This window comes from Natronorubrum aibiense, assembly GCF_009392895.1.
Lineage (GTDB): Archaea > Halobacteriota > Halobacteria > Halobacteriales > Natrialbaceae > Natronorubrum > Natronorubrum aibiense.
This window is the reverse complement of record NZ_CP045488.1, coordinates 2484796-2499025: the sequence shown is the minus strand read 5'-3', so window position 1 is coordinate 2499025 and position 14230 is coordinate 2484796. Positions and strand designations below refer to the sequence as shown.

14 protein-coding genes are annotated in these 14230 nt (G+C 62.5%); 3 read left to right on the top strand and 11 right to left on the bottom strand.

Annotated elements, in window-relative coordinates:
- Positions 1-80: 80 nt before the first annotated feature.
- From GCU68_RS12295 to GCU68_RS12285, 3 genes are all read right to left on the bottom strand, one after another.
- Positions 81-914, bottom strand: coding sequence for a ZIP family metal transporter (locus GCU68_RS12295; protein ID WP_152942011.1), 834 nt, complete (start codon positions 912-914; stop codon positions 81-83).
- A gap of 113 nt (positions 915-1027) precedes the next feature.
- Entirely contained in the window at positions 1028-1552 is a 525-nt protein-coding gene (locus tag GCU68_RS12290; RefSeq protein WP_168927092.1) for a metal-dependent hydrolase, read from the bottom strand.
- A complete protein-coding gene (locus tag GCU68_RS12285) occupies positions 1536-2078 on the bottom strand; it encodes a hypothetical protein (RefSeq protein ID WP_227014852.1) in 543 nt (180 codons plus the stop codon). The genes GCU68_RS12290 and GCU68_RS12285 overlap by 17 nt, the downstream gene beginning before the upstream one ends.
- Before the next feature lie 118 nt (positions 2079-2196).
- On the opposite strand from GCU68_RS12285, the gene GCU68_RS12280 reads away from it, so the two are divergent.
- Positions 2197-2379 carry an HVO_0649 family zinc finger protein gene (locus tag GCU68_RS12280; protein WP_152942007.1) on the top strand — a complete coding sequence of 61 codons (183 nt, stop codon included), beginning with the start codon at positions 2197-2199 and terminating at the stop codon, positions 2377-2379.
- A gap of 46 nt (positions 2380-2425) precedes the next feature.
- On the opposite strand, the gene glmU is transcribed toward GCU68_RS12280, so the two are convergent.
- The 4 genes from glmU to GCU68_RS12260 all read right to left on the bottom strand — a co-directional run bounded on the left by glmU (position 2426) and on the right by GCU68_RS12260 (position 6843).
- Positions 2426-3607 (bottom strand): bifunctional sugar-1-phosphate nucleotidylyltransferase/acetyltransferase, encoded by a 1182-nt coding sequence (gene glmU, locus GCU68_RS12275; RefSeq protein WP_152942005.1) that lies wholly within the window; start codon positions 3605-3607, stop codon positions 2426-2428.
- Positions 3608-3777: 170 nt separating this feature from the next.
- Entirely contained in the window at positions 3778-5313 is a 1536-nt protein-coding gene (locus GCU68_RS12270; RefSeq protein ID WP_152942003.1) for an aldehyde dehydrogenase family protein, read from the bottom strand.
- An 87-nt stretch (positions 5314-5400) separates the two neighbouring features.
- Positions 5401-5928 (bottom strand): hypothetical protein, encoded by a 528-nt coding sequence (locus tag GCU68_RS12265; RefSeq protein WP_227014850.1) that lies wholly within the window; start codon positions 5926-5928, stop codon positions 5401-5403.
- 108 nt (positions 5929-6036) lie between these two features.
- Positions 6037-6843, bottom strand: coding sequence for an RIO1 family regulatory kinase/ATPase domain-containing protein (locus GCU68_RS12260; protein WP_152942001.1), 807 nt, complete (start codon positions 6841-6843; stop codon positions 6037-6039).
- Positions 6844-7028: 185 nt separating this feature from the next.
- Here GCU68_RS12260 and GCU68_RS12255 point away from each other — a divergent pair, with 185 nt between their 5' ends.
- Entirely contained in the window at positions 7029-8207 is a 1179-nt protein-coding gene (locus GCU68_RS12255) for a DUF7544 domain-containing protein (protein ID WP_152941999.1), read from the top strand.
- Between the two features lie 87 nt (positions 8208-8294).
- Positions 8295-9437, top strand: coding sequence for an acyl-CoA dehydrogenase family protein (locus GCU68_RS12250; protein WP_152941997.1), 1143 nt, complete (start codon positions 8295-8297; stop codon positions 9435-9437).
- Positions 9438-9543: 106 nt separating this feature from the next.
- On the opposite strand, the gene GCU68_RS12245 is transcribed toward GCU68_RS12250, so the two are convergent.
- The 4 genes from GCU68_RS12245 to GCU68_RS12230 form a co-directional block, all read right to left on the bottom strand.
- Complete coding sequence (locus GCU68_RS12245) at positions 9544-10326, bottom strand: DUF6517 family protein (RefSeq protein ID WP_152941995.1); 783 nt, start codon at positions 10324-10326, stop codon at positions 9544-9546.
- 107 nt (positions 10327-10433) lie between these two features.
- The gene (locus GCU68_RS12240; RefSeq protein WP_152941992.1) at positions 10434-10934 is read right to left on the bottom strand and encodes a DUF2062 domain-containing protein; all 501 of its coding nucleotides are present in this window, start codon (positions 10932-10934) and stop codon (positions 10434-10436) included.
- Positions 10935-11204: 270 nt separating this feature from the next.
- Positions 11205-12461 carry a Glu/Leu/Phe/Val family dehydrogenase gene (locus tag GCU68_RS12235; RefSeq protein WP_152941990.1) on the bottom strand — a complete coding sequence of 419 codons (1257 nt, stop codon included), beginning with the start codon at positions 12459-12461 and terminating at the stop codon, positions 11205-11207.
- Between the two features lie 247 nt (positions 12462-12708).
- A complete protein-coding gene (locus tag GCU68_RS12230; protein ID WP_152941988.1) occupies positions 12709-13587 on the bottom strand; it encodes an HpcH/HpaI aldolase/citrate lyase family protein in 879 nt (292 codons plus the stop codon).
- Positions 13588-14230: the final 643 nt, after the last annotated feature.

Sequence of the window (14230 nt, the reverse complement as noted above, 5' to 3'; positions counted from 1 at the left end):
AGCGCAGAGGGGAGTCACGAAACGAGCCTCGAGACCGTGCGGCGACAGTCGAACGGCCGTGGCGCGTGTGGCGGCCGTCGTCACCCGAGACTGATATCGAGATACAACATTACGACCACGCCAGCCATGACCCCGAGCGTCGCGATGCGCTCGTATCCGCGGGTGTGGGTTTCCGGAATGATCTCGTCGGAGATGACGAAGAGCATCGCTCCCGCGGCAAATCCCATCGCGTACGGCAACAACGGCTCGACGGCGCTCACCGCCAGTGCACCCAGTACTGCGAGAGGAATTTCGACGATGCCCGATCGAAGGCCGGCGAAAACCGCGTAGAAGCGGCGATCGAGGCCGGCGTTGATCGCAGCCACCGAGACGGCGAGCCCTTCCGGGATGTTCTGGATGCCGATCGCGAGCATGAGCGGAATCGCGTTCTCGACGTCGCCGGAGCCGAAGCCGACACCCACGGCTAATCCCTCGGGCATGTTGTGGAGCGTGATCGCCAAAATAAATAGGATAACGGGCGTCAGCCGCTCGTTATCGAGGGGAAGCGATGTGCTCGGGTCGGCCTCGTCCGGCCGTCTGTTCCCGGTCAGTAAGTAGTGGGCGTGTGGCACGAGGATGTCGGCTCGATCGAGAAAGAGAACACCGAGCACGATTCCCACCAGCGTCGGGATCGGATTGCCGCCGGAGTACTGCTCAATTCCGGGGATGATCAGACTCGTGAAAGCCGCAGCGAGCATCACGCCGGCCGCGAATCCGAGCGCACCGTCGAGCGCTCGCTCCGAGGGATTTCGCCAGACGAGCACCAGCGACGCGCCGAGCAGATTTAACATCGCGATTACGATACCGCCGACGAGTCCCTGCATAACTGGATTGTCGCCGGCGATCTGAACGAACAACTCGACTACCGAGACCATAGGTTCTGTCCTCGAGTCGGTGGACGACCGTCACTTCGTGTCTCACCGGAATGCATTTTTATAGAGTACACCGACGACGACCAAATAAACACACCGATCGGATGGTCGGGCAGTTACTCGAGCGCGTGTCCATCCCCGTCTCTCTCACGGCGGTGTCTGGCGACCGCCCACACGACCAGCGCGGCGAGTCCGGCCACCAGCGCCGGCCAGCGGTCGCTGCTTAGATAGAGACTGCCGGCCGGTAACCGATACTCGAGCAGCGGCCAGAAGACGCCGTAGGATTCCCCGGTCGGTGTCATGAGCAGCAGATCGAGCACGTGGTGTGACAGGGCCCCGATCGCGATCAGTGCGAGCGCCTGCAATCGGCCATCGGGTGCAACCAGGAGTGCACCGAGGCACGCGACGATGACGGTGCCGACCAAGGTGTGCAGCGGCGACCACGAGAAGGGCACGCCAACGACTGCAGCGACGAACTCATCGGGAACGAACAGCTGTATCTTGGCGAAATCCGGCGAAAGTGCACCGATCATCACCAGCGTCACGTGCGCTGGCCCCACTCCATCGTACCGAATCGAGAGGAGCGTGCCGATGACGTAGCCGGCGAGAACGTGCGTGAGTACGTCAGGCACGTCGATCACCGTCGCTGTCGTGGCTCGAGTGATCCCCTGACTGCTCGCGCGGGACGAACGCCAACGTCGTCCGGTCGAACCGCCAGCCGCGGAGGAACCGGCCCGCGACCCAGAGTCCACCGACAGCCGAGGCGAGGAGCATATACGCTGTCTCGGACGACTCGCGAGTCGTCGTGCGCTCGACGACGAGCGTCGACTCGTCCTCCAGAGTGCCGAATGCGGTGACCTGATCACCCATCGTCAACGGCCCGTCGGCGTTTTGCAGTTCGTCGTTCGCACCCACGAGCGTAAACCGTCCGTAGCCGCTCGCGCGTGTCGCGATTACGACGGGGTCGGTCTCGACGACGAACCCGCCGAGGACGACCTGTTCGCCGACGTACGCCTCGGGCGACGGCGTCACCGACGTTTCGTCCGGATACTGGCTCTCGAGTGGATCGGGCGTCGTACCCGCCCAGACAAGACAGCCGGCTACGAGGGCGACGAGGACGACGGCAGCGAGGAGCCGGCTGCGCTGGCCAGCGAGAGGCGACGGCATATGGTTCGCTCGAGAGAAGGGACAAGCCACAGAAAATGCTTTGTGTTCTCGCGCGACGGTAGGTCGAGACATCCGACCGACCATGTCGCTTTTTGCTCGTGCAGTAGTAGTATGTGGTATGCCAACAACGTTCGAACGAATCCGACAGCGGTACGAAAGTACCGACAAGCGGTGTCCGGACTGTGGGTACGTCGACGAGGAGGGGAACTGGGAAAGCCGAACGGACGGCCAGCAGATCATCTACCGTCACGTCTGTCCCAGTTGCGATGCGAGCCGCGAGCACACCTTTACTCTCAAGTGAACGCAACCCCCTCCGGCTCGACCGACCCGTCGACGAACCGAGCCCGCTATCGATCCCGGTCGACGGTCTCGCCGGGACGGGTGGTCGCACCCGTCCCGAGTTTGAGGCCGGGCGCCAGACTCGAGTTGATCCCCGTCTTGACCTCGTCGCCGGCGACGACGCCGAACTTCCGTCGGCCGGTCGAGACCCGCTCGCCTTTCACGGTAAATTTGATATCCGCGTCGTCGTGGCGGAGATTCGCGACGTTGGTCCCCGCGCCGAGGTTGACGTCGCGCCCGAGAACGCTGTCACCGACGTAGGAGAGGTGGCTGACCGACGCGTCGGGGGAGAGCACGCTGTTTTTCACCTCGGCGCTGTGGCCGATCTTCGCCCCTTCGTCGACCAGCGTCGCACCGCGGACGTACGCGTTCGGTCCGACGGTCGCGCCGGAGCGAATCAGCGCTGGCCCCTCGATGACGACGCCGGCCTTTACCGTCGCGCCGGCTTCGACGACCACGTCCCCCTCGAGGGTGGCGTCGTCGCTGACGTCACCGTCGATCCGGCGCTCGAGGTCGCTTACCTTCCACTCGTTGGCCTCGAGGAGTTCCCACGGTCGGCCCACGTCGAGCCAGCGCTCGAGCGTGACGGGGGTGACGTCGAACTCGTCGATGACGGTTGCGAGCACGTCGGTAATCTCGTGTTCGCCGCGCTCGCTCGCGGGGACCTCGAGCCACTGGCGGGCTTCGGCGGGGAAGGCGTACGCGCCGGCGTTGGCGAGGTTCGTCGGCGGCTCGTCCGGCTTCTCGACGATACCGGTGACCGAGCCGTCTTCGGTGCTGAGGACGCCGTAGTTTCGCGGATCGTCGACTTCGACCGCACAGACGGCGGGACACTGCTCGAACAACTGGTCGATCGCCGCCGGATCGTAGAGGTTGTCGCCATTGAGGACGGCGAAGGGGCCTTCGATGTGGTCGCGAGCGGCGTTGACGGCGTCAGCCGTGCCAGCTTGCTCTGTCTGGACGGCGTACGAGACGGGGACGCCACGGTACTCCGCGCCGAAGTAGTCACGGACGGTGTCGGCCTCGTAGCCGATTACGAGAACGACTTCGTCCGCACCGGCGTCGATCGCCGCGTCGATGGTGTGGGCAACGAGCGGCCGATCTGCGACCGGCAGCATCGGTTTCGGGACCGAATCGGAGAGTGGTCGAATACGTGTGCCCTGGCCCGCGGCAAGGACGACTGCTTTCATGTATATGGCCCCTTCCATGAACCATCGGATAAGCGATTCGTTCGTCACCGAGGGTCGGCTGTCACTGGCCGTGATCGTTCAAAAATCGAACTATACGAGTGTTGGCCCGGGTGTCGCGAACGGCCGTCGCTCGAGTCCGGCGACTCAAGGCAATCAGCTCTTACTGATCGTCAGTCCTCGCCGGTCGTGATATCCGCCGAGAGGCCCTGTGCCATCTCGATCTCTTTCGAGTTGTTCATCGTCCACGCCGTCCGTTCCGTAACGGCCTCGATCGCTTCGCGCGCGCTCGGATAGCCGTTCCCGGATTTCTTCACGCCGCCGAAGGGGAGCTGCACTTCTGCGCCGATACACGGCAGGTTCGCGTACGCAAGTCCAACGTCCGCGCGATCCCGATAGGTGTTGAGTTGGCGGTAGTTCTCGGAGATGATCGCGCCCGCGAGTCCGTACGGGGTGTCGTTGTGAATCTCGAGGGCGCGGTCGACGTCGCCGTCGTACTCGAGGAGGGCGACGTGCGGGCCGAAACACTCCTCTTTCAGACAGCGCAGGTCAGTGTCGTACTCGATCTCGTAGACGAACGGGCCGACCCAGTGACCCTCGGCGTGGCCCTCGGGGATTTCGTCGGGTTCGAGTTCGAAGCGATCAACCAGCAGGTCGGCGCCTTCTTGGACCGCCAGTTCGTTGTGTTTGCGAATCTTCTCGACGTGGTCGGCCTCGATCGCCGGCCCCATGAACGTCGACGGCTCGAGCGGATCGCCGACGGCGATATTCTCCGCGAGGTCGACGAATCGCTCTTTGAACTCGTCGTAGACGTCGGTGTGAACGATCAGGCGCTCGCTCGAGACACAGCGCTGGCCGGTGGTCTTGAAACTGGACATCACTGCGGAGTGGACGGCGATATCCAGATCCGCGTTTTCGGTGATGACGATCCCGTTTTTGCCGCCCATCTCGCAGGCCGCGAGTTTGCCGGGTTCGCCGCCGACTTTGCCGGCGATCTCGTGGCCGACCTCGGCGGAGCCGGTAAAGAGAACGGTGTCGACGCGGTCGTCGTCGGTGATCGCCGCGCCGGCGTCGCCGTAGCCCTGTACCATGTTGAACACGCCGTCGGGGATGCCGGCGTCCTCGAACATCTCGGCGATGATCTGGCCACACCACGGCGTCTGCTCGGCGGGCTTCCAGACGACGGTGTTGCCCTCGACGAGCGCGATCGCCATGTGCCAGAACGGAATCGCGACGGGGAAGTTCCACGGCGTGATACAGCCGACGACCCCGCGCGGTTTGCGCCGCATGTAGGCGTCTTTACCCGCGACCTCGGAAGGAACGACGTCGCCGTGGGGGTGGCGGGCGTTGCCCGCAGCCCACTCGACCATGTGCCAGGCCTCGGTGACGTCGGCTTTCCCCTCCGAAATCTCCTTCCCACACTCCCTCGAGACGATTTCGCCCAGTTCCTCGTGGCGATCGCGCAGTTCGTGGTAGATATCCCAGAGATACTCGGCGCGGTCGATGTACGACAGAGAACGCCACTCCTCGAAGGCGTCCTCGGCGGCCTCGAGTGCCGCGTCGACGTCGGTCTCGGTCCCGCGCTGGAACGTCGCCAGCGTCTCGCCGGTCGCCGGGTTTTCGCTCTCGAAGGTCTCGGAGCCGTTCCCCTCGGTCCACTCGCCGCCAATGTAGTGGCCGGATACCTGTTCTGTCGCTTGCTGGCTCATAGCCGACCGAACGACGAGCGGCGTGAAAACCCTGATGGTGATTCACACGCTCGAACTCGAGGACTGCGGTTCGACCGGCGGTATCACTCACCGGTCTTCATCCTCGCCGCGCTCTTTGGTCATCGTCTGGTCGCCCTGTGGCGGGTGGTCTTCGCTGTCGGGGTGGCGCTCTGCGCCCGATTCGGTCATCTCCTCCGTCGCTGGTTCGGTGCCAGCTCCCGAGCGACCCTCAACCCGCTGCCTGCGTCTTATCTTCGGAACCTTCGTTTCCAGTCGGCGCACCGACCTGTCGCTGCTCGCTTCCCTCATCCTCGTGGACGGTCGTCTCGTTTCGCTCGATAACGGGATCGGTGCCACGGTCGAATCGTCCTGCGTGGCCGTCTCCTCGAGACGGATCGTCTCCGCGGTGATTTCGTCGACGGCGGCGTCTCCGATGGAGACGATGTCGTCGGTGTCGACGTCCCGCTCGATCGCAGCACTGATCGGATCGCGCAGGTCGTTCTCGAGGTCGACGTACGCCGTCTCGGGTTCGGTCATCGTGACGACGCCGATTTTGACGCCGTTTGCGATCTCGACCGGTTTCTCGACGTCGTTGTCGGTGAACGTTGGACTCACGTCCGTCCCTCGTGTGCTCCGCTCAAAGCAGCTAGTGCCTGCACTGGCCGAGCGTCGTGGTTCGCCTGACTGGAACTCTCTCGCCGCCGTTTGGCCACATCGGCTCGGTTACTGGCCACGGTTCGCCGCTCGCTCGAGTTCGATTCGCAACGTCGCCGCGTCGAACTCGTGGTCGGGTCGCAACCGAACGAAATCGAGAAATCGGCGGGCCAGCAGTAACTCCGAAGGCTCGTAGACGGGTTCGGCGGCTGCGACGGCGTCGAACGCCCCGATTCGTGGCTCGAGGACGGCAAGTGCACAGGCGAGATCGTAGGCGGTCGTCTCGGCGACGCGGTCGTCGTGGACGTTGGTGGCGTCGATGAAGTAGAACTCGTCGTCACACAGCAGGATGTTTTCGCCCCGCAGATCGCCGTGAGCCATCCCGTGGTCGCGCAGCGTGCCCAGCATCTCGAACAGTTCCGTGGCCCGCTCGGCGACGAACCAGTCCGGCGCGTCGTCCAACGATCGAAACTCGGGCAGGTACTCGAGGACGAGCACGCCGAGGCCGTTGACCTCGAAGGCGTCGATCGGCCGCGGGGCGTTGATGCCGATCTCGCGCATCCGCTCGGTCGCTTCGTACTCGTGTTCGACCATCCCCCGCGGGGTGTCGAACCGGCCGAAAAAGCCACCGGTGCCCGCCGACACCGCGCCGACGTTGCGCCCGGTCGTCAGCATAGCGTGGACGAGCGCGTTCTGTCTCGAGACGATCTTGACGAACCACTCCTCGTCGATGACACAGGGGATCGACAACCAGTTATCGGCCTCGAGAAACTCGACGCGGATACACTCGCGGTCGTACCGATCCGCCAGCGTCTGCATGACACGCTCGAGGCGGCCCCACTCGACGGTTCCTCGGGCAAGCCGGCGGATATCCATACGTCGGATGTGGGTGCCTGAGGGTTAAATGCGTCTCGAACTGTCGGTAGCAAGACGTATAATTCCATTTACAATAACGAACGCACGGTTCGCCAGCCCAACGACGGCTGCTCCTCGAACTCCGGGACTGTCACACTCACGGAACAGTATTATTATCAATCCTGCAACGGAATACTCGGACGAGTATGGACGCGATCGACGATCTGAGCGACGCACTCGCCACGACGCGGAACCTGTTGACACCGATCCAATTCGGACTGTGGGTCAAGCTCGCGATCGTCGTCTTTTTCGTTAGCTCGTTTGGCTTCGGCGGGCCGACGGTGCCGGGCGGTGACGCCGGAACGTTCGCCGAAGATCCGACGATCGAGGGGACCGAGTCGGTCGAAGAGGAGTTCCCGGTCGAACAACTCGTCCTGGCACTGCTCGTTATCGGCGCAGTCGTGGTCGTGTTGTGGCTGCTTTATTCGGTCATCGGGGCAGTCATGGAGTTCGTCTTCGTCGAATCGCTTCGCTCGAGTGAGGTGCACCTCAGACGCTACGTTTCGGCGAACGTCGGGAACGGCGTCCGGCTGTTTCTGTTTCGTCTGGGGGTGATCCTCGTCACTGGTGCCCTGGTGACGATACCCGGTGCCGTCATCTTCGTACAAGGGGATTTCAGTGCGCTTTCGGCCGGACTCATCGCGGTGTACGTGCTGTTCGGGCTCGGATTGGGGCTCGTCTTCTCGCTCGTCAGTCGCCTGACCACCGACTTCGTCGTCCCGATTATGCTCCAAGAGGGACGCGGCGTGATCGGCGCGTGGCGGCGGTTCTGGCCGACGCTGACGGGCAACTGGGTGGAGTACGTGGTCTACGTGCTGTTGGTCTGGATCCTCACGATCGCTATTGCGATCGCCGCCTGGTTCGCCATTGCGTTCGGGATCGTCGCGCTGTTGATCCCGTTCGCGATCGTCATCGGCCTGCTGGTGCTCGCCGGCGATATCGGGCTGTATCTGGCGATTCCGGTCGGCCTGCTCGCGCTCGCGAGCGTGGTGCTGTTCATTTCACTCGTATGGATGCCGATCGCGACCTACTTCCGGTACTACGCGCTGTTGGTGCTCGGCGATACGAACGCCGACTTCGACCTTATTCCGGACCAGCGGGCTGCGGTTCGATCCGACGGCGGGACGCTGGCCGACCGCGACGACGATTGGGGCGGCGATCACGACGGCCGCAGCGACCGCGAGCCGTCGGATCGAAACGGCTGGTCGACGGACGACTCCGCGTGGGACGACACGGATGACGAGTACGACCCATGGGACGACTCGAGCGACTCTTCGCGTGAGGACTCAAACGAGGACGACCGCGACGACGATCGCGGCTGGTAGCGACTCGAGCGATCGCCGTCGCGGCGATGCGGCGACTCGAGAGCGGGTCGGCGGTGTGCTTATTCCGGTTCTCGTCGACTGTTCACTATGGACACGGCGCTGTCCGACGAGCACCGAATGGTTCGGGAAACGGTCAGGGAGTTCTGTAAGACCGAAATCGAGCCAATCGCACAGGAGATCGAAGACGAGCATCGGTTTCCGGTCGAGATCTTCGACCAGCTCGCCGAACTCGACGTGATGGGCGTCCCCATCGACGAGACGTACGGCGGTCTCGGTGGTGATACGCTCATGTACGCGCTGGTCGCCGAAGAGCTCGGTCAAGTGTCCGGAGCGATCGGTCTCTCCTACGTCGCACACACGTCGCTGGGGGCGAAGCCGATCGAACTGTTCGGCACGACAGCTCAGAAAGAACGCTGGTTGCGTCCGCTCGCCGAAGGCGAGTCCCTCGGTGCCTGGGCGCTGACCGAACCCGAAAGCGGCTCGGACGCATCGCATATGTCGACGACGGCGACCAAAGACGGCGACGAGTGGGTACTAACCGGCACCAAACAGTTCATCACGAACGCCTCCGAAGCTGGCTCCGTTCTCGTTAAAGCAGTTACCGACCCCGAAGCCGGCTCCGACGGCATCTCGACGTTCATCGTCGATCCCCGCCATGACGACGGCTTCGAGGTTACGACGGTCTGGGACAAACTGGGACTCAACGCCTCGCCGACCTGTGAGATCCGCCTCGAGAACGTTCGTCTTCCCGAAGACCGGCTTCTCGGTGCGGAAGGAGAGGGCTGGGCGCAGACGAAACGAACGCTCGACGGCGGGCGGATCTCGATCGCCGCGCTCTCGACGGGATTGGCACAGGGAGCCTACGAGCACGCGAAGGCGTACAGTACGGAGCGCGAGCAGTTCGGCCGGCCGATCACGTCGTTCGACGCCGTGCGTGACACGATCGTCGACATGCACCGCAAAACGGAGCGGGCTCGATTGCTGACACACCGTGCTGCCCGCACGTACGACAGCGACGAGCCAGTCACACGCGAGTCCGCGCTCGCGAAACTCGACGCGAGCGAAGCGGCCCGCGAAGTCGCCGAAGACGCCGTACAGGTGCTCGGCGGCTACGGCTACACGACTGACTTCGCCCCACAGCGGTTCTACCGGGACGCCAAACTGATGGAGATCGGCGAAGGAACCAGCGAGATCCAACACCTCGTGATCGGCCGCGAACTCGGTCTGTGACCGCCTCGAGGGACTGACCGACTCGGAACCACGGACGCAAACGACAGTGCTACGGACGCAAACGAGATCGGCAGCATCGAACGCTGGACGCGGCTGGAGAAGTCAGCTACGAGAGCGTTCCGAGTAGGCCGTCGTCACCGCTGTCCGCGTCGCTGCTGCCGTCCGTGTCGTTACCGTCGTCCGTTTCATCGCTGCCGTCCGTGTCGTCTCCGTCCCCATCCCCATCGGCACTCGAGTCCGCGTCTGTCTCGACATCCGTGCTGACGTTTCGCATGAGATCGAGGATGTTCGACTCCTCCATACTGCGGACGCGCTGGGGGTAGACGCCGATCGTCACCAGCAGGTCGTCGCCAGCCTCGATGGCCTCGCTGACATGGAGATCGACGTCGAGGTCCTGACCGTTGAACGTCGCCTCGGCGCTGAACCGTGAGCGAGTCGTCGACTGCTCGAGGATCGTGATCTCGTCGTCTTCCTCGGGGGTAATAGACCCGATCGCGTCGTAGTTGTTCTCGACGAGTTCGACGAGTTCCTGGGCGTCCATCTCCTCGACGGGATTGAAGTTTCGGCCGGCCACGCCGATCTGCGGCGTCGTCAGCACCATGAACACGGCACCGCGCTGCCGACCGAGGAGTCCCATATCGACCGCTTTCTCGTGTTCGGTCAGGTAGTTCGTGACGGTGATCGTCTCCGAGACGGGGCCAGCGCTGACCGTTTCTTCGATAACGACCGGCTCGACGCCGGTCTGGTCGTACCCCGTCTCCGATCGAACGCTCGCCTCGACACCGGCCGGCGACGATTCGTGTTCGTCCATGCCGATCGCGCCGAGACAGCCGGACAGCGTAGCCAGCCCCACGCTCCCGAGACCGCCCAGCACCGTTCGTCGTTTCATTTCCACGTGAATCTCTGTCGAGTCTATAAGTGTTTATTGTATCTTCGATCGATTATTGTCGAATCGACACGTTTGAGATACGCGAGAGCACAATGAGAGACGAACGACTATCGACGAAGGAAGTGTCGTATCTCCGACAGCAGCGACTGGTCGGAGTCTTCAGTCGACCGACGGCGGTATGCTCGAGTCAGGTACAGGAGGAGCACGTAGCCGAGTACCGAGAGTCCGACTGCGAGGACGGTGTTTCCCACTAACAGCTGTCGTGTTCCGAGCAGCGCCGACTCGGTTATCGTCGCATCCTGCGTGTGAACCGAGTTCGGCCCCAACACGATCTCACCAACCTGAAAACTCGCGAGATAGACTGCCGGTTTGACAGCAGGATTCAAGACGACGACGGAGGCGAAGATCGCCGGCTTGCTGATCCACGACCACAGCGAAATGAAGACGAAAAACAGACCCACACCGACGCCGCCCGTCGGAAGCGTAGTAATGAAAATCCCGATCGCAAAGCTCGCTGCGATCTGTCGCGGCGTTCGGTCCTCACGAAACGCGGCGAGGAGTTTTTCACGGATTTGCGCCCGATATCGAGCGAGTCGTTCCGCTAACATTCACTCTACCAGCCAGTTGCATACGGCCAGCAAAAAAGATGTCGAGTCTTCGAGATTAATATCAATTACTCTTGACATCGACCCTCAATCGACCGATAATGGAACTATCAGTTGGAACACTCCTTCTGGAGTGTCGACATTTATCGGGTCGAGATCGATATGCGGTCGGCAGCGAAGACGGCGTCTCGCCCCGATGTCAGCTGAGTTCGTGCGACTGGCCTCGAGCCAACGTCACCGGCGGGATGCCATCGATGGCGAACTGTCGCCGAATCAGGGGAAGGTGCCGGCTTCCTCGAACGCGTTCGCGACTCGTTCGAGCGCCACCACGTACGCCGCGGTTCGTGGGTTGTCGAGGTCGTGTTCCTCGATCGTCTCGACGAGGGCGTCGAAGGCGTCGACGATGAGCGCCTCGAGTTCCTCGTTGACGCGCTCTTCGGTCCAGGAGAAGCGCTGGCGGTTCTGGACCCACTCGAAGTAGCTGACGGTGACGCCGCCGGCGTTGGCGAGGATGTCCGGGATCACGAAGACGTCTTTGTCCTCGAGGACGGCGTCTGCCTCGGGCGTCAGCGGCCCGTTTGCGGCCTCGGAGATGACGCCGGCTTTGACGTCCTCGGCGAGGTCGGCGTCGATCGCGTTCTCGAGGGCGGCAGGGATCAACAGATCGACATCCATCGTCAGGATATCTTCGTTGGTGACTTCCTCCGTTGCCTCCTCGTAGCCGACGATGCTGCCGGTCTCGTTTTTGTGGTCTTTCGCCGCAACTGGGTCGAAGCCGTCGGGGTTGTAGATACCGCCGCTCGAGTCGCTGGCGGCGACGACGGTCGCGCCCATCTCGTCGATCAGTTTCGCGGAGATCCAGCCGGCGTTCCCGTAGCCCTGCACGGCGACGGTCGCGCCCTCGAGGTCCTTGTCGAGGTAGTCGAACGCCTCGCGGGCGGCCAGCACGGTCGAGCGGCCGGTTGCCTCGACACGGCCCTCACTGCCGCCGCTGGCGATATTTTTGCCCGTGATGACTCCCGGCTCCGTGGTGTTCTCGAGTGTCTCGTAGGTGTCTTTGATCCAGTTCATCTCCCGCTGGCCCGTGTTCACGTCGGGCGCAGGGATGTCGCGGTCCACACCGATCAGCGGGCGCAGTTCCTTCGCGAACGCGCGGGTGACGCGCTCGAGTTCGGTTTCGGAGTACTCGTCGGGGTCGATGATGATCCCGCCTTTGCCGCCACCGTAGGGGATGCCGACGGTCGCACACTTGTAGACCATCCAGCCAGACAGCGCCTTCACTTCGTCACGGGAGACCTGCGGGTGGTAGCGAATGCCGCCCTTGTACGGGCCGCGGTCACCGTTGAACTGCGAACGGAACGCCTTGAACCGCTCGAGTTCGCCGTCGTCACGCTCGATCGTGAGGTTCGTCTCGAGGACTCGCTCCGGGTGTTTGAGCCGTTCGATCACGTCGTCGCCGATCTCGAGGTGGACAGCAGCCTCGTCGATCTGAGACTGGAGACTTTCGAACGGATTTGCTTCGCCTGACATTGAGTATGCCTTCCAAGGAAACCAAAATAAACGTGACGAATGCTATTCATAGTGCATAATATTCAATATAAGGTGTTCAGATTCAACTATATACTTGAAGATTGTCGACACCGAGTCGTGGCCAAAACGGGTTCGGACGACAGCCCCATACGGGTCGCTGTACGTCGCTTCCGTCGCAACCGCGATCGTGCTGCGATCGCGCTGGTTGGTGGTACACTGATCCGTCTCAGTGGGACACCGAACCGTCTCAGTGGCTCGGTTCGTGCCACTGATCGGCTGCGACGGCTCGTGAGCGGATCCGTTCGGCCTGAGCGATCAACGGAGCGTCGATCATCTCGCCGTCGACCTCGAAGACGCCCCGTCCCTCGGCATCGGCGTTCCGTTTGGCCTCGAGGACGCGACGGGCCCACTCGCGGTCGTCCGTCGAGGGCGTAAACGCCTCGTTGATCGGGTCGACCTGTGTGGGGTGGATTGCCAGTTTTCCGTCGTAGCCGAGTTGGACCGAAAACGCGGTGTCCTCGCACAGTTGGTCTTCGTCTCTGAAATCGGTGACGAGCGTGTCGATCGCTGTACAGTCGTGTGCGGCGGCAGCGAGGACGACACGTTCGCGCGCGTAGAGGACTTCGGTTCCGTCGGCAGTGCGCGTTGCTCCGAGATCCGCCGAGAGATCTTCGGCGCCGAAAACGAGCGCGTCAGTCGCCGGAACAGCGGCGATCTCCGGTGCGGCGAGGACGCCCGCAGCGTTCTCGATCAGCGCGAAGATCGGTTTCGAGACGTCATATGTTGCGAGTTCATCTTCGAGTCCCTGCACGTCCGCTGGTGACATGACTTTCGGGAGCATCACGCTATCGAACCGAACGGTGCTGTCATCGATCGATTGGAGGATGGTCTCGAGGTCGGCTGCGATAGCTGACTCACTGGCGTTGACGCGGATACAGACCTCACAGTCCGGATCGAACATCGGGTCGGCGAGTATCTCACGAACCGTCTCGCGCGCATCGGGCTTTCGCTGTGGAGCGACCGCATCTTCGAGATCGAATACGATCACATCAGCCCCTGCAGCGGGCGATTTCCGAAGCATTTCTGGGCGATCCCCTGGTGTAAACATGACGCTTCGACGTCCCATACGGACAGTCTCTACGACCCATGAGTAAAGGTGTACTGTCGGTCGGAACCGTGCCACACGGAACAGTCGTAGCACGACACCGACGCAACTCGAGAAACGAACTGACCGGCTACGGCACCGGTCGGAGCTGTGATGACCCGTTCGGGAGACGGGGATTGACAGACACCCCCCATTCAGAGTGAAAAATGGTTCGATACGATCCGGCAGTGACGACCCGAGGCCCAGTGTCTGCGAACACGGCCAGAGAATGCCAGTGTATACTTACTACACCGATAGTAGCCGCTGAAAATCGGTGCACACCTGCTCGCACGGTCGCTGTGTGATCGGTTTCAGTTGTTACGATAGGAGCACCTAATCGAACCTCGACTCTCCGTCAGTGGAATCCATCCGACTGAAAGGATACGTCGTCTCGAGCGGAACGGAACAGTCACCGAAACGGAGGGACCCGTCGTTCAGAGTGAAACGCTGCTGACGCCATCGTCGCCGTTCGGTGTGCGACGCAGGCTTCCTTTGAAGGAGGGGGAACTCGAGAACGAGCCTGTACCTAAGTGGTTTTGATCGATCCGTTGACGTCGTTGCTGGCTATCGGGCCCCCACCCCTCGTTCAGAGTGAAAACGGGAGACGACGATCCCCCCCACCCTG

Excerpts from the sequence above, each read along its gene's own strand:
- glmU (WP_152942005.1), bottom strand. The coding sequence starts at position 3,607 with ATGAAAGCAGTCGTCCTTGCCGCGGGCCAGGGCACACGTATTCGACCA.
- GCU68_RS12250 (WP_152941997.1), top strand. The coding sequence starts at position 8,295 with ATGGACACGGCGCTGTCCGACGAGCACCGAATGGTTCGGGAAACGGTC.
- GCU68_RS12270 (WP_152942003.1), bottom strand. The coding sequence starts at position 5,313 with ATGAGCCAGCAAGCGACAGAACAGGTATCCGGCCACTACATTGGCGGC.
- GCU68_RS12260 (WP_152942001.1), bottom strand. The coding sequence starts at position 6,843 with ATGGATATCCGCCGGCTTGCCCGAGGAACCGTCGAGTGGGGCCGCCTC.
- GCU68_RS12230 (WP_152941988.1), bottom strand. The coding sequence starts at position 13,587 with ATGGGACGTCGAAGCGTCATGTTTACACCAGGGGATCGCCCAGAAATG.
- GCU68_RS12295 (WP_152942011.1), bottom strand. The coding sequence starts at position 914 with ATGGTCTCGGTAGTCGAGTTGTTCGTTCAGATCGCCGGCGACAATCCA.
- GCU68_RS12245 (WP_152941995.1), bottom strand. The coding sequence starts at position 10,326 with ATGAAACGACGAACGGTGCTGGGCGGTCTCGGGAGCGTGGGGCTGGCT.
- GCU68_RS12285 (WP_227014852.1), bottom strand. The coding sequence starts at position 2,078 with ATGCCGTCGCCTCTCGCTGGCCAGCGCAGCCGGCTCCTCGCTGCCGTC.
- GCU68_RS12280 (WP_152942007.1), top strand. The coding sequence starts at position 2,197 with ATGCCAACAACGTTCGAACGAATCCGACAGCGGTACGAAAGTACCGAC.
- GCU68_RS12240 (WP_152941992.1), bottom strand. The coding sequence starts at position 10,934 with ATGTTAGCGGAACGACTCGCTCGATATCGGGCGCAAATCCGTGAAAAA.
- GCU68_RS12255 (WP_152941999.1), top strand. The coding sequence starts at position 7,029 with ATGGACGCGATCGACGATCTGAGCGACGCACTCGCCACGACGCGGAAC.
- GCU68_RS12235 (WP_152941990.1), bottom strand. The coding sequence starts at position 12,461 with ATGTCAGGCGAAGCAAATCCGTTCGAAAGTCTCCAGTCTCAGATCGAC.